This is a genomic window from Dactylosporangium thailandense, from assembly GCF_059739745.1.
In genome coordinates this window covers 12,320,300-12,337,071 of sequence record NZ_AP029195.1, presented here as the reverse complement: position 1 = coordinate 12,337,071, position 16,772 = coordinate 12,320,300, and the positions used below count along the sequence as shown (strand labels likewise).

The 16,772-nt window shown below is 72.7% G+C and carries 19 protein-coding genes and 1 pseudogene; 13 read left to right on the top strand and 7 right to left on the bottom strand.

The window, feature by feature from the left end; genetic code table 11:
* Positions 1-55: 55 nt before the first annotated feature.
* Positions 56-992 (bottom strand): annotated as a pseudogene (locus AC6JBM_RS55675) (ParA family protein).
* A 172-nt stretch (positions 993-1,164) separates the two neighbouring features.
* Between AC6JBM_RS55675 and AC6JBM_RS55670 the strand changes: the two are divergent.
* From AC6JBM_RS55670 to AC6JBM_RS55655, 4 genes are all read left to right on the top strand, one after another.
* Entirely contained in the window at positions 1,165-2,466 is a 1,302-nt protein-coding gene (locus AC6JBM_RS55670) for a serine/threonine-protein kinase (protein ID WP_497981488.1), read from the top strand.
* 94 nt (positions 2,467-2,560) lie between these two features.
* The gene (locus AC6JBM_RS55665; protein ID WP_497981487.1) at positions 2,561-3,199 is read left to right on the top strand and encodes a SigE family RNA polymerase sigma factor; all 639 of its coding nucleotides are present in this window, start codon (positions 2,561-2,563) and stop codon (positions 3,197-3,199) included.
* Positions 3,129-4,322, top strand: a complete 1,194-nt coding sequence (locus tag AC6JBM_RS55660; protein ID WP_497981486.1) for a hypothetical protein — start codon at positions 3,129-3,131, stop codon at positions 4,320-4,322. Before AC6JBM_RS55665 ends, AC6JBM_RS55660 begins: the two co-directional genes overlap by 71 nt.
* A 233-nt stretch (positions 4,323-4,555) precedes the next feature.
* A complete protein-coding gene (locus tag AC6JBM_RS55655; protein ID WP_497981485.1) occupies positions 4,556-4,780 on the top strand; it encodes a hypothetical protein in 225 nt (74 codons plus the stop codon).
* 9 nt (positions 4,781-4,789) lie between these two features.
* Here the strand turns inward: AC6JBM_RS55655 and AC6JBM_RS55650 are convergent, their stop codons facing one another.
* Genes AC6JBM_RS55650 through ald form a run of 3 tightly spaced genes read right to left on the bottom strand, consistent with a single transcriptional unit; the run spans position 4,790 to position 7,468 of the window.
* Positions 4,790-5,356, bottom strand: coding sequence for a TetR/AcrR family transcriptional regulator (locus tag AC6JBM_RS55650; RefSeq protein ID WP_497981484.1), 567 nt, complete (start codon positions 5,354-5,356; stop codon positions 4,790-4,792).
* A gap of 37 nt (positions 5,357-5,393) precedes the next feature.
* Positions 5,394-6,335 (bottom strand): site-specific tyrosine recombinase XerD, encoded by a 942-nt coding sequence (locus AC6JBM_RS55645; protein ID WP_497981483.1) that lies wholly within the window; start codon positions 6,333-6,335, stop codon positions 5,394-5,396.
* A gap of 5 nt (positions 6,336-6,340) precedes the next feature.
* Positions 6,341-7,468 carry an alanine dehydrogenase gene (gene ald, locus AC6JBM_RS55640; RefSeq protein ID WP_497981482.1) on the bottom strand — a complete coding sequence of 376 codons (1,128 nt, stop codon included), beginning with the start codon at positions 7,466-7,468 and terminating at the stop codon, positions 6,341-6,343.
* Between the two features lie 153 nt (positions 7,469-7,621).
* Between ald and AC6JBM_RS55635 the strand changes: the two genes are divergently transcribed.
* Positions 7,622-8,329 (top strand): RICIN domain-containing protein, encoded by a 708-nt coding sequence (locus AC6JBM_RS55635; RefSeq protein WP_497981481.1) that lies wholly within the window; start codon positions 7,622-7,624, stop codon positions 8,327-8,329.
* A 348-nt stretch (positions 8,330-8,677) separates the two neighbouring features.
* On the opposite strand, the gene AC6JBM_RS55630 is transcribed toward AC6JBM_RS55635, so the two are convergent.
* Positions 8,678-9,154 (bottom strand): anthrone oxygenase family protein, encoded by a 477-nt coding sequence (locus AC6JBM_RS55630; RefSeq protein ID WP_497981480.1) that lies wholly within the window; start codon positions 9,152-9,154, stop codon positions 8,678-8,680.
* 81 nt (positions 9,155-9,235) lie between these two features.
* Between AC6JBM_RS55630 and AC6JBM_RS55625 the strand changes: the two genes are divergently transcribed.
* Both AC6JBM_RS55625 and AC6JBM_RS55620 read left to right on the top strand, forming a co-directional pair.
* The gene (locus AC6JBM_RS55625; RefSeq protein ID WP_497981479.1) at positions 9,236-10,174 is read left to right on the top strand and encodes an AraC family transcriptional regulator; all 939 of its coding nucleotides are present in this window, start codon (positions 9,236-9,238) and stop codon (positions 10,172-10,174) included.
* Positions 10,171-10,557, top strand: a complete 387-nt coding sequence (locus AC6JBM_RS55620; protein ID WP_497981478.1) for a YchJ family protein — start codon at positions 10,171-10,173, stop codon at positions 10,555-10,557. Before AC6JBM_RS55625 ends, AC6JBM_RS55620 begins: the two co-directional genes overlap by 4 nt.
* Here the strand turns inward: AC6JBM_RS55620 and AC6JBM_RS55615 are convergent.
* Positions 10,539-11,117, bottom strand: a complete 579-nt coding sequence (locus AC6JBM_RS55615; protein WP_497981477.1) for a GNAT family N-acetyltransferase — start codon at positions 11,115-11,117, stop codon at positions 10,539-10,541. The genes AC6JBM_RS55620 and AC6JBM_RS55615 overlap by 19 nt on opposite strands.
* Before the next feature lie 9 nt (positions 11,118-11,126).
* Positions 11,127-11,537, bottom strand: coding sequence for an ATP-binding protein (locus AC6JBM_RS55610; RefSeq protein ID WP_350621343.1), 411 nt, complete (start codon positions 11,535-11,537; stop codon positions 11,127-11,129).
* Between the two features lie 115 nt (positions 11,538-11,652).
* Here AC6JBM_RS55610 and arfB point away from each other — a divergent pair, with 115 nt between their 5' ends.
* The 6 genes from arfB (at position 11,653) to paaI (ending at position 16,290) form a co-directional block, all read left to right on the top strand.
* Entirely contained in the window at positions 11,653-12,078 is a 426-nt protein-coding gene (arfB, locus tag AC6JBM_RS55605; protein ID WP_350621345.1) for an alternative ribosome rescue aminoacyl-tRNA hydrolase ArfB, read from the top strand.
* Positions 12,079-12,090: 12 nt separating this feature from the next.
* Positions 12,091-12,801 carry a hypothetical protein gene (locus AC6JBM_RS55600; RefSeq protein ID WP_497981476.1) on the top strand — a complete coding sequence of 237 codons (711 nt, stop codon included), beginning with the start codon at positions 12,091-12,093 and terminating at the stop codon, positions 12,799-12,801.
* A gap of 5 nt (positions 12,802-12,806) precedes the next feature.
* Positions 12,807-13,463 (top strand): NAD-dependent epimerase/dehydratase family protein, encoded by a 657-nt coding sequence (locus AC6JBM_RS55595; protein WP_497981475.1) that lies wholly within the window; start codon positions 12,807-12,809, stop codon positions 13,461-13,463.
* A gap of 108 nt (positions 13,464-13,571) precedes the next feature.
* On the top strand, positions 13,572-15,278 hold the full coding sequence (gene pyrG / locus AC6JBM_RS55590; protein WP_497981474.1) for a CTP synthase: 1,707 nt from the start codon (positions 13,572-13,574) through the stop codon (positions 15,276-15,278).
* Positions 15,275-15,862, top strand: coding sequence for an NUDIX domain-containing protein (locus tag AC6JBM_RS55585; protein ID WP_497981473.1), 588 nt, complete (start codon positions 15,275-15,277; stop codon positions 15,860-15,862). The genes pyrG and AC6JBM_RS55585 overlap by 4 nt, the downstream gene beginning before the upstream one ends.
* Positions 15,859-16,290 carry a hydroxyphenylacetyl-CoA thioesterase PaaI gene (gene paaI, locus AC6JBM_RS55580; RefSeq protein WP_497981472.1) on the top strand — a complete coding sequence of 144 codons (432 nt, stop codon included), beginning with the start codon at positions 15,859-15,861 and terminating at the stop codon, positions 16,288-16,290. The genes AC6JBM_RS55585 and paaI overlap by 4 nt, the downstream gene beginning before the upstream one ends.
* Positions 16,291-16,772: the final 482 nt, after the last annotated feature.

Sequence of the window (16,772 nt, the reverse complement as noted above, 5' to 3'; positions counted from 1 at the left end):
CACAACCGGCTCAGTCACGCGAAGAACCTAGCGCACGAACAGCGAAAAGCCCCTATTAGAGACGCCGCTCGGCCTGCTGCGCGATGACCTCCCGCGCCAGCTGCCGATAGTTGCGCGCCCCCCGACGAGGCCGGGTCGAGCGTGGTGATGGGCGCGCCCGCGACCGTCGACTCCGGGAACTTCACGGTCTTCGTGATGACGGTCTGGTACACCTTGTCGCCGAACGCCTCCACCACGCGCTGCAGCACCTGGCGGCAGTGGGTGGTCCGGCTGTCGTACATGGTCGCGAGGATGCCCTCGAGCTCCAGGTCGAAGTTGAGCCGCTCGCGCACCTTGTCGATCGTGTCCAGCAGCAGCGCCACCCCGCGCAGCGAGAAAAACTCGCACTCCAGCGGGATCATCACACCGTGCGCGACGGTGAGCGCGTTGATCGCCAGCAGGCCGAGCGACGGCTGGCAGTCGATCAGGATGAAGTCGTATTCCTTGAGGACCGGACGCAGCACGCGGGCCAGCGCCATCTCGCGCGCGACCTCGGTGACGAGCTGGATCTCGGCCGCCGAGAGGTCGATGTTCGCGGGCAGCAGGTGCAGCCCGGCGATGTCCGTCTTGATCCGGATGTCCTCGACCGTCACGTCGGAGTCCATCAGGATGTTGTAGATCGTGAGGTCGAGGTTGTGCGGGTTGACACCGAGGCCGACCGAGAGGGCGCCCTGGGGGTCGAAGTCGACGAGCAGCACCCGCCGGCCGTATTCCGCGAGCGCCGCGCCCAGGTTGATGGTCGACGTGGTCTTGCCCACGCCGCCCTTCTGGTTGGCCATGGCGATGATCCGCGCCGGGCCGTGCCGGTCCATCGGCATCGGCTCGGGGATCGGCTTGCGCATCGTGTACGCGGTCGGGTCCGCCGGCCCGAGCTCCGCACCGAGGTCAAGCGAGGCCTGCTCGGCGCGCATCGTGGTGGTCCACGACTCCGCCTGGTCGCCCATGCCTGTCATCGCTGTCTGCGCCCCTCCCGGCGGCGTTGTCTCCGCCCCGGGGACCGAAATCGGCGTTCAGCCTTAGGGGGGAGCGAGTCAGCCGTTGCCCGACTCTACCGTCCCTGCAGCGTACATACCGCGCCGCGCGCCCGGCGTGTCGCGAAGCTCATCGTTGGGTACGGTCATTGCCGTGTTGGGACCAGGGGACGTGCTCGGCGACCGGTACCGCCTCGAGGAGTTCGTCGCCAGCGGCGGCATGGGGCAGGTCTTCCGCGCCACCGACAAGACGCTCGGCCGCACCGTCGCCGTGAAGGTGCTGCTCCCGGGCCACGGCAGCAACGCCGAGTTCGGCAGCCGTTTCCGCTCCGAGGCGCGGATCATGGCCTCGATCGGCCACCCGGGCGTCGTCGGGGTCTACGACTACGGCGAGACCCCCGAGGGCACGCTGTTCCTGGTCATGGCGTTCGTCGACGGCCGGCCCCTGGGCGAGCGCATCACGGCCGAGGGCACCCTGTCGGTCGGCGAGACCCTCGACGTCGTGGCGCAGGCGGCCGACGCGCTGCACGCCGCGCACGAGATGGGGATCATCCACCGCGACGTCAAGCCCGGCAATCTCCTGGTCGGCGAGAACGGCGCGGTGACGCTGGTCGACTTCGGCGTGGCCCGCTCGGCCCAGGTGACCGCGGTGACGAAGCTCAACGCGGTGATCGGCACCGCGCTGTACATGTCGCCGGAGCAGGCGTCGGGCCACCAGATCTCGCCGTCGGCGGACATCTACGCGCTGGGCGTGGTGGCGTACCACTGCGTCACCGGCGCCCCGCCGTTCACCGGCAACTCCCCGCTCGAGATCGCCATCAAGCACCTGCAGGACGAGCCCCCGCCGCTGCCCGCAACCCTGCCGGCCGCGACCCGGGCGCTGATCGAGCGCGCGATGGCGAAGGACCCCGAGGACCGGTTCCCGACGGCCGCGGCGATGGCGGCCGCGGCCCGCGCCGCGCGCGACGGCACCGCGGAGGACCCGGCGCTCGCCCCGGCGGTCCGCGCCTCCGCGCCCACCACGGTGATCACCGCGCCGGGCTCCGTCCCCGGCGACGACTCCCCCGGCCGGCCGGTCTGGATGCCGATCGCCGCCACCGCCGCCGTGATCGCCCTGGTCGCGGGCGTGATCCTGGCGGTCGTGGCGCTGTCGCGCAAGGCGTCCGACCCGAGCTACCCGGACGCCCGCCCCACCGCGTCGGCCACGCCGGCGGCCTCGGAGCCGGACAAGGCACCCGGCGCCCCGAACGCGTCGCACAACCCGACCCCGGCCGCATCCGCCGGCGGCCCCAGCGCGACGGACACGGCCCCGCCCAGCTCCCCGGCGCCGGACAACAATCCGGTCTCCTCGGCCCCGCCGGTGACGAAGACCACCACGCCGCCCCCACCCACCACGGAGGCCCCGACCCCGCCACCGGCCTCGGTCGAGGCGACGATCGCCAACGGTAACGGCTGAAATACGGACAAACACGCGACGAACATTTCTCGGATCGTGTGCAACCCTTCCCGGGGCGCTTGCGTCTACCCCCGGACGAAGGGAGCCCGAACGGGTGAACCAAGACGACGAGGCGCACTTCCGCGAATTCGTCACCGCGCGATTCGACGGGCTGCGCTCGCTCGCCTACCTGACGTGCGGGGACTGGCACGCCGCCGAGGACGCGGTGGCCGCGTCCCTGGCCAAGCTGTACGTGCGCTGGACGAAGGTGGACACCCCGCTGGCGTACGTGCGGCGGGCGATCGTGCACGCGCTGGTCGACGAGTCGCGGCGGCCCTGGCGGCGCCGTGAGCGGTCGGCCGGTTACGCGCTGCCCGAGCTGCCCGGCCCCGACCACGCCGATCAGGTCGACGAGCGGCTCCGGATTCGCGCCGCGCTCGCCCGTATGGCACCGGGCCAGCGCGCCGTGCTGGTCCTGCGGTACTACGAGGGGCTGAGCGTTGAGGAGACCGCCGAGGTGCTCGGCCGCCAGCCGGGGACCGTCAAGAGTCAGACCGCCCGCGGGCTCGCCGCGCTCCGCGCGCTCCTGGGCACGGACGAGCTCCGTGTCCGTGACGACGTTGCGCAGGGCACTCCAGCGGGTGGTATCGGGATCGGCCGCGAGCAGGACGGGAGGGAAGGGCATGGAACAGGATCTGCACACGCTGCTGACGTCGGTCCGGGACGACGCGCCGCCACCGCGGCTCAGCGTTGACGACATCACCGCCGCGGGCCGGCACCTGGTGCGGCGCCGCCGGCGGCTGACCCTGCTCTCCTCCGTCGGCGGTGGCGCGGTCACCGCGATCGCGGCGGTCACCGCGGTGCTGATGCTCACCGGCGCGCCCCGCGCGCTGACCCCGGCCGTGGACCCGAGCGGGCTGGCCAGCCCCGCGAAGCCGGTGCCGACCGCGTTCGCCGAGGCGGCCGCGTTCAGCACGACCTACCAGGGCTACAAGGCCGGGCCGTATCAGGTCGGCGACCCCGACGTCGTGACCAACGCCTACCAGCAGTCCACGATCGTGACGGTGCCCCGCGCCGAGCCGACGCCGTCGGAGTCGGCCGAGGCGGCGGACCCGGTGCAGTCGGCCGCTCCGGGCGTGCCGGCGAAGGCGAAGGGCGTTGCCACCGGCGGGCTCCTCGTGGTGTACCGCCCGGGCGCCTTCGAGCCGGCGCTGTTCGAGAAGGGCGGCGAGAAGGTCCAGCTGCGCGACGGCGGCACCGGGCTGCTCGCCTACGCCGGCAGCATGAACGCTCCGACGACGCCGGGCGACCGGGCGTTCATCGGGCGCGCGAGCCTGGTGCCGACGCTCACTTGGCAGTACACCGAGGGCGCCTGGGCGGCGATCTACTGGTCGGCGTGGGAGAACGTGCCCGACCGTGAGCATCTGCTCGCGATCGCGGACGGGCTCGTGCCCTCGGTGCCGCGGCAGTTCCCGGTGGCGTTCCAGTCGGCGACGGTACCGCGGGGCTACCAGCTGCTGTCCGTGAGCTACGGCGGCGACGTGTTCACCGGCGACGAGGTGGTGTCGGCCGCACGGCTGACGGCGAAGCCCCCGGCGCTGCCGATCTACCAGCCGTACATCTTCGAGGACCTGCCGGTGCTGACCCTGGCGGCCGGGCGCACGGACGCGGGGCCGAAGCTGGCGGGCCGGCTCGACTGCGAGGGGCAGATCCGCTGCACGAAGGTGGCCGACACCGGCACGACGTACGTCTACGCCGAGGCCAGCAACACGAAGCTCACCGCCCCGCTCACCCAGCTGGCGCTCGGCATCAAGCTCGAGGGCGATCTCGGCGACAGCGGCAGCTGGCCACCCGCCGCGAAGGTGTTCGCGAACTGAGCCGGTCACGACGGCACCCCGGCCGCGGAGGAAAAAACGCGCGTGCGCGAGCGGCCGGGGTGCTGTTACCGTTGGTCCATGCGTTTCTGAGCCCATCGACGCCGCGCGTGCCGCCGCTGACCGCCTGAGCCGGTCCAGCCGGACGGCCCCCGTTGTGGGTTCATCTCTTCCCCCTTCGCCGCGCGGCCACAGCCTGCCCACCAGCCAGCCCGCCGTCCGCGAAGGAGACGCTCATGCCTGCCGTGAACCACGAACCGGAAGACACCACCACCACCGAGGCGACCGAGGCCGCAGAGGCCGCCGAGAGCCCCGAGGACCAGCCGGCCAACCCGCTCGAGGCGATTCGCCGGGCCCAGGCCAACCGCACGTTCCCGACCGGGGGCGGCGGCCGGGGCGGCCGGGGCGTCGGCAAGGGCGGCAACCCGCAGACGCCGAGGATGTACAACCGCCACAAGTGAGCGAGGGTGTCACGGGGCGCCGGTGAGGTACTGCTGCACCGTCGCCCCGATCCGCTCGACCACCGTCTCGGCCGGCATGTGCGCGACCGGCGGGATGCGCAGGATGTGCCGGCAGATCGCCAGCCCGAGCATCTGGGTGGCGAGCAGCCCGGCCCGCTGCTGCGCCTCGGCCTCGTCGCCGCCGCAGAGCCGGCGCACGAGGGGCACGATCTGCTCGGCGAAGACGCCGCGGACCCGCTCGGCGACGGTCTCGTCGGTGGTGGCCGAGCGCAGGAGGGTCAGCAGCACGTCGCCGGTCGGGTCCTCCTCCCAGCGGCGCACCCAGTGCCGCACCAGCTCCGGCCCGATCCGCTCCGGCGGGATGGCCGAGACGTCCGGCATGCGCAGGTCGATGTCGACGGCCGCGGCGAAGAGGCGCTCCTTGCTGCCGTAGTACCGCATCACCATCGACGGGTCGATGGCGGCGTCGGCGGCGATCGCGCGGATGGTGGCCCGCTGGTAGCCGTCCTCGGCGAAGCGGATCCGGGCGGCTTGCAGGATGGCGGCGCGGGTGGCATCCGAGCGGCGAACGGTCACAGGCGCGACCCTAGGCCAACAAGCGTTGGCCTCCAAGTCAGCGGGCGCGGGGGTGGGCGGTGGCGTACACCTCGCGCAGGCGGTCGACGGTCACCAGCGTGTACACCTGCGTCGTGGTCACCGAGGCGTGCCCGAGCAGCTCCTGGACGACCCGGATGTCGGCCCCGCCGTCGAGCAGGTGCGTGGCGAACGAGTGCCGCAGGGTGTGTGGCGACACCCCCGACGGCCCGTCGACCGGCAGCCCGGCCCGGTCGGCGGCCTTGCGCAGGATGGTCCACGCGCTCTGCCGCGACAGCGCGCCGCCGCGGGCGTTGAGGAACACGTTCGGCGACCCGGTGCCGTGGGCGGCGAGGGCGGGGCGGGCCCGGACCAGGTAGGCGTCCAGCGCCGAGCGCGCGTAGCTGCCCATGGGCACGAGCCGGGTCTTGCCGCCCTTGCCGTGCAGGGTCGCCATCCCCGGCCGGGCGTCGAGGTCGAGGGCGTCGACGGCGAGCCCGACCGCCTCGGAGATGCGGGCGCCGGTGCCGTAGAGGAACTCCAGCAGCGCCGCGTCGCGCAGGTCGAGCGGCCCGCCCTGCGCGGCCCCAGGCACGGCCAGCAGCCGCGAGACCTGGTCGACGTCGAGCGCCTTCGGCAGCCGCTTGGGCAGCGCGGGCGGCTTCACCTCGCGGGACGGGTCGCTCGGGGCGAGGCCCTCGAGCAGGGCGAAGCGGTGCAGGCCACGCACGGCGCTGGCGGCGCGGGCGGCCGAGGAGGCCGAGAGCGCCACGGCGTCCCCGGCGGGCGCGCGCAGGTCGGCGACGTGGGCGGCGATGTCCCGCGTGGTCACGTCGGCGAGGTCGGCGATGCCCGCCGCGACCAGCCAGTCCAGATACCGGTCGAGGTCGCGGCGGTACGACGCCAGGGTGTTGGCGGCCAGCGCCCGCTCCACCGTGAGGTGGTCGAGATAGGAGTCGACGGCGCGGCGCAGGTCCACCATGCGTCCTATGCTGATTTCCCTGTCAAGACGTCTTGCAGGGCGACGTGGGCCATGCCGTGCGCGTCGGCGACCGGGCCGTAGGTGACGTGCCCGTCGTGCGTGTTGAGGCCGAGGGCCAGGGCCGGGTCGCGGCGCATGGCCTCGCGCCAGCCGCGGTTGGCCAGCTCCTGCACGTAGGGCAGGGTGACGTTGGTCAGCGCGTAGGTGCTGGTGTGCGGCACCGCGCCGGGCATGTTCGCCACGCAGTAGAAGATCGAGTCGTGCACCCGGTAGGTGGGCTCGTCGTGCGTGGTCGGCCGCGAGTCCTCGAAGCAGCCGCCCTGGTCGATCGAGATGTCGACCAGCACGCTGCCCGGCTTCATGCGCTTGACCAGCTCGTTGCTGATGAGCTTGGGCGCCTTCGCGCCGGGCACGAGCACCGCGCCGATCACCAGGTCGGCGTCGAGAACGGCCTTCTCGATCTCGTACGCGTTCGACGCGATCGTCTGCAGGTGCCCCTGGTAGATGGCGTCGGCCCCGCGCAGGCGGGCGATGTTCTTGTCGAGCAGCAGCACCTCGCCCTGCATGCCCAGCGCGATCGCGGCCGCGCTGAGCCCGGAGACGCCGGCCCCGATGACGACGACCTTCGCCGCGTAGACGCCGGAGACGCCGCCGAGCAGCACGCCGCGCCCGCCGCCCGCGCGCATGAGGTGATAGGCGCCGACCTGCGGGGCCAGCCGCCCGGCGACCTCGGACATCGGGGCGAGCAGCGGCAGTGAGCGGTCCGCCAGCTCGACGGTCTCGTAGGCGATGCCGGTGACCTTGCGCTCGACGAGGGCCTGGGTGCAGTCCTTGGACGCGGCCAGGTGCAGGTAGGTGAAGAGGACCTGGCCGGCGCGCATCCGGTGGTACTCCTCGGCGATGGGCTCCTTGACCTTGAGGATGAGCTCGCCCTCGGCCCAGGTGTCGTCCGCGGACGGCAGGATGGTGGCGCCGGCCTCGCGGTACTCCTGGTCGGTGATCGAGGAGCCCTCGCCGGCCCCGGTTTCGACGAAGACCTCGTGCCCGTTCGCGGCGAGCTCGTGGGCGCCGGCGGGCGTGATCGCCACGCGGTACTCGTGGTTCTTGACCTCGCGCGGAATTGCGACCTTCACGTTGACCCCTCTCCACTCAGCGCGTCATTGCGCTGTGTGTCCAAGGCGGAGTTTATGGCTCTGTCCCACTACCCGTCGGCCGCACAGTGTGAACTCCTGAGCAGCGGGATTGACAGGTTGTCGGGGGCGGACGGTGATCTATGCTGTGCGGCCATGACCGTCTACGGCGGGCCCCGCCCCTCGCTGCCCGGGCCGAAGCACGACAAGGTCCTGCTCGGCGCGGCCGCGGTCGCCGTGCTGGCGGTCGTCGTGGGCATCGTCTTCGGGGCCCGGGCGTTCATGTCCGACGATCCCCAGGCGGCCAGCGCGACGCAGGCCCCGCTCAGCGCCGGCGAGGACTCCTCCGCCCCGGCTCCCCCGCCGTCGGCCGCGCCCCCGCCCAGCCCCACCCCGAGCCCGACGCCGTCGCCGACGCCGCCGAAGGCCGCGCTGCTGGCCGCGAAGCCGTCGCTGATCCGCCCCGACCACTCGCAGCTGTGCCTGCAGGCCAACGGGGGCAACGGCGGCAACACCACCCAGCAGGGCTGCGACGGCAACAACGCGACCGAGATGTGGGTGCCGCAGGCGATCGGCGCGTCCCAGGACACGTTCCAGTTCGTCAACGCGGCCGACAACCGGTGCCTGAGCGTGAGCAACAACTCGAAGGACAACTACGCCCAGGTGTGGCTGTGGGACTGCCACGCCGACATCGGCCAGCTGTGGAAGCTGGTGCCCGACAACGGCGGGTACCGCCTGCTCAACCCCAACAGCAGCCGCTGCCTGACGATCGAGGGGGGCAACCCGCAGCCGGGCGCGGTCGCGCGGATCTTCGACTGCAACGGCCAGCCCGACGAGCGCTACCACTTCCAGCCCCTGGGCTAGGTCCTGGCTAGGTCCTGGCTAGGCCCTGGGCTGGTCGCCGAAGACGGTGGCGGCCAGGCCGTCCAGCAAGGTGCGCAGGCCCAGGTCCGGCTGGACGCGTGGTCGTCCGGGCGGGTCCCTCTGCTCGGCGACGCGGGCTACTGCCCCTCGCCGCTGTCCGGGCAGGGCACGAGCCTGGCCCTGGTCGGCGCCTACGTGCTGGCCGAGGAGCTGGCCCGCTCCGGCGTGGGCGGGCTGGCCGCCTACGAGGCCCGGATGCGCCCGTTCGTGGAGCTCAACCAGGCCCTCGCCACTGAAAACCCCGGCGGCCCGGCCGCCCCGAGTCGATCGACCGGGCCAAGGTCGCCATCACGCTCTGATCAGGGCCAGCGCCAGAGTCAGCAGCGAGCCGCCCGAGGCGATGGTGCGCACCAGGTTCCAGCCCGTCCACGGGCCCTCGAAGGCCTGGCGCACCGCGGCCGGGTCGGCGATCCGCGCGACCGGCCCGGCGGCCTCGAGCGTGTTGTTCATCGGCACGTTGATCGCCACGGTGACCGCCACGACGACGAGGTACAGCACCGCCGTCGCCACCAGCCAGGGCAGCGGCCCCCGATGGCCGGACGACAGGTGCAGCAGCACCGCGACGACGGCGAGCAGCAGCGCGCCGAGGAACGCGGTCATGAACCAGCCGTTGACGATGACCCGGTTGATCCGCTGCATCACGTCGATGAAGGTCCGGTCCTCGACCTGGTGCAGGGCGAGCATGACCGAGGTGGAGTAGGCGAAGAAGACGCCGGCGGAGAGGCCGACGAGCAGGGTGGTGGCGGCGAGGACGACGTTTCTCATGCATCCCAGTGAATCGGCCCGGGCTGAGACGCACCATGGCCGAGACGCGCCGATGCATACGCCACCGTCTACGGTGATGGGGTGGACGCGCTCACCGCACTGCTCGACGGGCCCCGGGCCCGCGGCGCCTTCCTGCTCCGCTCGGTCCTGACGCCGCCGTGGTCGCTGCGCATCCAGGACGAGGCCGCGCTGGCCATCGCGGCGGTGGTGCGCGGCGAGGCCTCCTACGTCGGCGACGACGGCGAGATCGCGGTCGCCGGGCCGGGGGATGTGATGGTGATCCGGGGGCCGCAGGCGTACACGGTCGCCGAGCCGCCCGGCACCGCCCCGCAGATCGTGATCCACCCCGGGCAGCGCTGCGCCACCCCGGACGGCGTGGACCTGGCCGAGGAGATGCACCTCGGGGTGCGCACGTGGGGTACCGATCCCGACGGCCCGACGCTCATCCTCACCGGCGCCTACCAGCTCGCCGGCGAGGTGAGCCGGCGGCTGCTCACCGCCCTGCCCCGGGTGCTCGTGGTGCCCCGGGCCGAGTGGGACACGCCGCTGGTGGCGCTGCTGGCCGACGAGATCGCCAAGGACCGGCCCGGGCAGGAGGCGGTGCTCGACCGGCTGCTGGACCTCATGCTCATCACGGCGCTGCGCACCTGGCTGGCCCGGCCGGGCTCGGGGGCGCCGGGCTGGTACCGCGCCCAGTCCGACCCGATCGTCGGCCCGGCCCTGCGGCTGCTGCACCACAACCCGGCCCTGACCTGGACGGTCGCCGACCTCGCGGCGAAGGTCGGCGTCTCCCGCGCGCTGCTGGCCCGGCGCTTCGGCGAGCTCGTCGGCGAGCCGCCGATGGCCTACCTGGCCGGCTGGCGCCTCGCGCTCGCCGCGGACCTGCTGCTGGAGCCGGACGCGACGCTCGCCGCGGTCGCCCGGCGGGTCGGCTACGGCAGCGCGTTCGCGCTCAGCGCCGCGTTCAAGCGTGTCCGCGGAGTGTCGCCCCAGACCCATCGGGAACAATGTTCGGCATGACCTCAACCGGCCTGCCCGACACCTGCCCCTGCGGCCTCGGCGAGCCGTACGACGAGTGCTGCGGGAAGTACCACCGCGGCGCGGAGCCGCCGAGCGCCGAGCTGCTGATGCGGGCGCGGTACTCGGCCTACGTCGTCGGCGATCGCCGGTTCCTGCTGCGCACCTGGAGCGAGAGGACCAAGCCGCGGGCCCTGACGCTGGAGGCCGACCAGAACTGGCAGGGGCTGACGATCCTCGAGCGGTCCGGGGGCGGCCTGTTCGACACCGAGGGCATCGTGGAGTTCCAGGCGCGGTTCGTCACCGACGGCCGGCCGGGCAAGATGCACGACCGGAGCCGGTTCGAGAAGGTCGGCGGGGCCTGGCGCTATGTGGACGAGGTCTGACGGCCGCGCCACTCGCGGTCGAGCATGGCGTAGATGTACTGGTCGCCGTACTCCCCCTTGAAGATCTCGTCCTCGACGAAGTGCGCCTCGCGGCGCATGCCGAGCCGGGTGAGCAGCCCCCACGAGGCGGCGTTGCGGGTGTCGCAGGCGGCGTAGATCCGGTGCAGGCCGAGGCCCTCGAAGCCCAGGCGCAGCATCGCCTCGGACGCCTCCCGGGCGTAGCCGCGCCCCTGGAAGGCGGGGCTGAGCGTGAAGCCGAGCTCGCCCTGCCGGTGCGCGACGCTGGCCCAGCGCAGCACCACCTGCCCGACGACCCGCGGCTCCCCGTCGGGCGCGGCCTGCATGGCCAGCGTCAGCCACTGGCCCTCCTCGGTCAGGGCGGCCTGGCCCTTGCGCCGCTCGAGCGCGGCCCGGGTCTCCTCCGGGGTGTGCACCTCCCAGTAGAGGTACCGCACCACCTCGGGGTCGCCGGTCATCAGGTGCAGGTCGTCGTAGTCGCCGTCGGCGAAGGGGCGCAGCGTGAGCCGCTCGGTCCGGATCGGGTAGTCGGGTCGCAGCACTCGCGCAGACTAGTCCGACAGGGCGCTGCTCAGCCGCACAATTGTTCCGGCCTCGCCGGTCGTCACGAGCACGTCGTCGACCAGGTGCCGGGCCAGCCACAGCCCGCGGCCGCTGATCGCGCTGCTCGGCGGCAGGGCGGCCTCGCCGCTGAGCCGCTCCTCGGGGATGCCGGCGCCCTTGTCCACGACCTCGCAGGCGAGCACCCCGTCGGCCACCCACATCCGCAGGGTGCCGCCGCCGCCCGCATGGCGCACGGCGTTCGTGACGATCTCGTTGACCGCGAGCACGAAGTCCTCAAGCCGCTGCCCGATCAGCCCCGCTCCGGCGGCGCCGCGGTTCACGGCGTGACGGACGGCGGTGATCAGTGCGACGTCAAAGTCCTCGACCAGCAGCGCCGTCGTCTGAACGGCTTCAGCCACGGTGTCACCTTTCCGCTGCGTCTCGCCTCGCTGAGCGTACATCGAGCTTCCGCCGAGCCGCCGTCAAGTCACCCTGGGGTGCAAGGTGCATACCGCGAGACGCATGCTGGACGCCATGGATGACGACCTGCGGGTGACGGACGACATCACGCTGCCCCGGGCCGAGCTGAGCTGGCGGTTCAGCCGCTCCGGCGGCCCCGGCGGGCAGTCGGTGAACACCACGGACTCGCGCGTCGAGGTCCGCTTCGACCTGCTCGCGACGGGTGCGCTGCCCGAGCCGCTCAAGGCACGGGCCCTGGAGCGCCTGGCCGGCCGGCTCGTCGACGGCGTCCTGTCGATCACCGCGTCGGAGCACCGCTCGCAGCTGCAGAACCGCCACGCGGCCGAGGAGCGCCTGGTCGCGGCCATCGCCGCCGCGATCGCCCCGCCGCCCCGGCCGCGCAAACGGACAAAGCCGTCGAAGGGGGCGGTGGAGCGGCGCCTGGAGGCCAAGCGGCACACGGCCCGGCGCAAGCAGCAACGGCGCCCACCCGATGAGTGACAAAATCCGGATGTGATTCGCAAACTGCTCATTCCGCTCACCGCCCTCCTGCTGGCCGGGTGCGGCGGTGACGAGCAGCCCGCGGCCCTGGCGAGCGAGCCGCCCGGCCATCCCCCCGAGACCGGCGCCTACCCCGGGGAGTCCAGCGCGCCGCCCATCCCCGCGATCACCGGCCGGACGGTCGAGCTCACCGGCTGGGAGGTGACCGTCTACTACACGGCGGTCGAGAGCCTGCACACGGACAAGAGCACCGAGGTCACCGGCTGCCCCACCATCGACTGTGGCAAAAATCGCAACCAGCAGCGGCTCGGCGCCTTCCCGGCCTCGTTCGTCAAGGCGGTCAAGGACGAGGGCACGGGCCGCACGAGCGACGGCCGGTACCTGAACTGGTCCTACGACACCGGCTACTGGATGGACACCGCCCCCCGCGACACCGCCGGCCGCCCGCTGCGCCCCTGGATCTCGGCCGCCGCCGACGCCGGCGCGCTCAAGGCCGGCAGCCGGTTCACCGTCCAGCGCTGCGGCACCGCCGAGGTGACCGCGGAGGTGTGCGCCAAGCTCAAGGCGCCGACGTGGACGATCGTCGACGAGTTCACCCCCGGGCTCGGCGGCGACAAGCACGTGGACGTGTACATCGGCGAGGAGACGGGCCCCGGCTTCACCGACTCGGACCTCTACACCACGCTGGAGAACGCGACCCTCTCGGCGATCAAGGCACAATGAAGGACATGAAGGTGATCGTCTTCGGCGCCACCGGCATGGTGGGCCAGGGCGTGCTGCACGAGTGCCTGCTGGCCGCGGACGTGTCCGAGGTCCTGGTGGTGACCCGCACCCCGACCGGTGTGACGCATCCCAAGCTGCGCGAGGTGGTCCACGCCGACTTCGCGGATTTCGGATCCGTGGACTTCAGCGGGTACGACGCCTGCTTCTTCTGCCTGGGCGTGAGCTCCGTGGGCATGGACGAGGCGAAGTACACCCGGATCACCTACGACTACACGCTGGCCGCGGCCCGGCGGATGGCCGCGCAGAGCCCGGGCATGGTGTTCGTCTACGTCTCCGGCGCCGGCACCAACCGCGCCGGGCGGCAGATGTGGCAGCGGGTCAAGGGCCGCACCGAGGACGACGTCGCCGCGCTCGACCTGGCCGGCTACGCGTTCCGCCCCGGCTTCATCCAGCCCCGGCACGGCGTGACGTCCCGCGTGCGCTGGTACCGCGTCGCCTACACCGTCCTCAGCCCGCTCGCCGCGCTGCTCGTGCGCTTCGCGCCGGGCATCGCCACCAGCACCGACCAGCTCGGCCGGGCGATGCTCGTGGTGGCCCGCACCCGGCCCGAGCAGCGGGTCTGGGAGAGCCGCGACATCGCCGGGGCGCGCCTGAAGATGTGACGCTTGTGACGTCCGGTGCGTCTTTCTGCACCGCCGTTTACCTGCTGTTAGGCTGGACTCCCGTGGATCGCTGACTCGGCAGCGTGACAGACCCCACGGGAGCAGGCTTTGTCCTCTGTAGCACGGACCGGTGCGAGCCGGCAGGCTAAGCACATCTTCGTCACCGGGGGCGTCGCCTCCTCACTCGGCAAGGGCCTTACGGGGTCCAGCCTCGGCAGCCTGCTCAGCGCTCGCGGGCTGCGGGTCGTCATGCAGAAGCTCGACCCCTACCTGAACGTCGACCCCGGCACGATGAACCCCTTCCAGCACGGCGAGGTGTTCGTCACCGAAGACGGCGCCGAGACCGACCTCGACATCGGTCACTACGAGCGCTTCCTCGACCAGGACCTCTCACGCAACGCGAACGTGACCACGGGCCAGATCTACTCGGCGGTCATCGCCAAGGAGCGCCGCGGCGAATACCTCGGCGACACCGTCCAGGTCATCCCGCACGTGACCAACGAGATCAAGGCGCGCATCCGGGCGATGTCCGCCCCCGACGCCGACGGCGTCACGCCCGACGTGATCATCACGGAGGTCGGCGGCACCGTCGGCGACATCGAGTCGCTGCCGTTCCTCGAGGCCATCCGGCAGGTCCGGCACGACATCGGCCGCGACAACTGCTTCTTCCTGCACGTGTCGCTGGTGCCCTACCTGGCCCCGAGCGGCGAGCTGAAGACGAAGCCGACGCAGCACTCGGTCGCGGCCCTGCGCAGCATCGGCATCCAGCCCGACGCGCTGGTCTGCCGCTCCGACCGGGAAATCCCGGAAAAGACCAAGAACAAGCTCGGTCTGTACTGCGACGTCGACGCCGAGGCCGTGGTCTCCGCGCCCGACGCGCCCTCGATCTACGACATCCCGCGGGTGCTGCACGAGGAGGGGCTGGACGCCTACGTGGTCCGGCGCCTGGGCCTGTCGTTCCGCGACGTGGCCTGGAAGAAGTGGGACGACCTGCTCGACCGGGTGCACCACCCGCGCCAGACGGTCACCGTGGCGATCGTCGGCAAGTACGTCGACCTGCCCGACGCGTACCTCTCGGTCACCGAGGCCGTGCGCGCCGCCGGCTTCGCCCACCGGGCCCGGGTCGAGATCCGCTGGGTGCCCAGCGACGCCTGCACCACCCCGGCCGGCGCGGCCCAGGCCCTCGCGGGCGTCGACGGCGTCATCATCCCCGGCGGCTTCGGCGTGCGCGGCATCGAGGGGAAGATCGGCGCGGCGCAGTACACCCGCGAGCGCGGCATCCCGACCCTCGGCCTGTGCCTGGGCCTGCAGTGCATGACCATCGAGGTGCTGCGCAACGTGGCCGGGATCAAGGGCGCGAACTCGCTGGAGTTCGACCCGGAGGCGAGCGAGCCGGTCATCTCGACCATGGCCGACCAGCACGACATCGTGGCCGGCAAGGGCGACCTCGGCGGCACCATGCGGCTGGGCGCCTACCCGGCCGTGCTCGCCACCGGGACGCTGACCGCCGAGGCCTACGGCGAGACCGAGGTCTCCGAGCGCCACCGGCACCGCTACGAGGTCAACAACGCGTACCGCGACGCCATGACCGGCGCCGGGCTGCGCATCTCGGGCACCTCCCCCGACGGCCGACTGGTCGAGTTCGTCGAGCTCGACCGCGAGCAGCACCCGTTCTTCGTGGCCACGCAGGCGCACCCGGAGCTCAAGAGCCGCCCGACGCGGGCGCACCCGCTGTTCGCCGCGTTCGTCGGCGCCGCGGTGACCTACAACGCCGCCGACCGCCTGCCGGTCGAGCTGGAGACGGTGGACGCATGACGGCCTACGACGTGCGCTCGCACACCGAGCGCCTGCGCAACCGCGTCTTCTCCGTCGTCACCGACGCCGTGGAGATGCCCGGTGGCGAGGTCGTCGACCGCGACTACATGGTCCACGTCGGCGCGGTCGGCGTCGTGGCCCTCGACGGCGAGGGGCGGGTCGCGCTCGTGCGGCAGTACCGTCCCGCCGTCCGCCAGGTCCTCTGGGAGCTCCCGGCCGGCCTGATCGACGTGCCCGGCGAGGCCCTGGTCGACGCGGCCGCCCGCGAGCTGGCCGAGGAGGCCGACCTGGTCGCGGCCCGATGGGACCTGCTGGCCGAGGTGCACACCACGCCCGGCTGCTCCAACGAGAAGATCCGCCTCTTCCTGGCGCGCGAGGTCGGCCCGAAGCCGGACTCGGACACCTACGAGCGCACCCACGAAGAGGCCGACCTGGAGCTGCACTGGGTCGACCTGGACGAGGCCGTGACCATGGCCCTGTCCGGCGAGATCACCAACGCCGCGTGCGTGATCGGCGTCCTCGGCGCCGCCCAGGCCCGCGCCCGCGACTGGAAGACCTTGCGCCCCGCCACCGACGCCGGGTGACACCCCAGGAACTCGCCGAGGCCTGCGCCGCCGCTCTGTATGCCACGGACACCGCAACCCGGTCGCTGGGCATCACGATCGGCGGCGTGGCCCCGGGCCGCGCCACGGCGCGGATGACGGTGACCGGGTCCATGCTGAACGGCCACGCCATCGGCCACGGCGGCTACGTCTTCCTGCTCGCCGACACCGCGTTCGCGTTCGCGTGCAACACCTACGACCGCGTGACGGTGGCGGCGGGCGCGGACGTGTCGTTCCTGGAGCCGGCGCGGCCGGGCGACGAGCTGACGGCCACGGCGGTGGAGCGCAGCCGCCGGGGCCGGTCGGGCCTGTACGACGTGACGGTCAGCCGCGCGGACGGGACGGTGCTGGCCGAGTTCCGCGGCCGCTCGCGCAGCTCCACCAGCCCGATCCTGGGCGCCGGCGGTTGATCGAAGTGCCCGGCGGTTGACCGAAATGTCCGACGCTCCGCGATCGGACATTTCGCTTTTATACCTTGTCGGGAGATAAATCCGATATGTCGCGGCACGGAGTGCCCGACATATCGGGAATGCCTGGGATCAGGGCTCCAGCGCCGCCTCGGAGACGCGCGGGCCGATGCACCGCCTGGCCGGTGCGCCGTCTGGCCGGTGCGCCGTCTGGCCGGTGCGCCGTCTGGCCGGTGCGCCGTCTGGCCGGTGCGCCGTCTGGCCGGTGCGCCGTCTGGCCGGTGCGCCGTCTGGCCGGTGCGCCGGCCCGCGTCGAGTGCCCGGCGCAGCCCGGCGCAGCCCGGCGCAGCCCGGCGCAGCCCGGCGCAGCCCGGCGCAGCCCGGCGCAGCCCGGCGCAGCCCGGCGCAGCCCGGCGCAGCCCGGCGCAGCCCGGCGCAGCCCGGCGCAGCCCGGCGCAGCCCGGCGCAGCCCGGCGCAGCCCGGC

Bases quoted from the DNA above. Each gene is read 5' to 3' on its own strand.
- AC6JBM_RS55635 (WP_497981481.1), top strand. From the start codon at position 7,622: ATGACCGTCTACGGCGGGCCCCGCCCCTCGCTGCCCGGGCCGAAGCAC.
- AC6JBM_RS55595 (WP_497981475.1), top strand. From the start codon at position 12,807: ATGAAGGTGATCGTCTTCGGCGCCACCGGCATGGTGGGCCAGGGCGTG.
- AC6JBM_RS55645 (WP_497981483.1), bottom strand. From the start codon at position 6,335: ATGGTGGACCTGCGCCGCGCCGTCGACTCCTATCTCGACCACCTCACG.
- arfB (WP_350621345.1), top strand. From the start codon at position 11,653: ATGGATGACGACCTGCGGGTGACGGACGACATCACGCTGCCCCGGGCC.
- AC6JBM_RS55620 (WP_497981478.1), top strand. From the start codon at position 10,171: ATGACCTCAACCGGCCTGCCCGACACCTGCCCCTGCGGCCTCGGCGAG.
- AC6JBM_RS55660 (WP_497981486.1), top strand. From the start codon at position 3,129: ATGGAACAGGATCTGCACACGCTGCTGACGTCGGTCCGGGACGACGCG.
- AC6JBM_RS55630 (WP_497981480.1), bottom strand. From the start codon at position 9,154: ATGAGAAACGTCGTCCTCGCCGCCACCACCCTGCTCGTCGGCCTCTCC.
- AC6JBM_RS55655 (WP_497981485.1), top strand. From the start codon at position 4,556: ATGCCTGCCGTGAACCACGAACCGGAAGACACCACCACCACCGAGGCG.
- AC6JBM_RS55585 (WP_497981473.1), top strand. From the start codon at position 15,275: ATGACGGCCTACGACGTGCGCTCGCACACCGAGCGCCTGCGCAACCGC.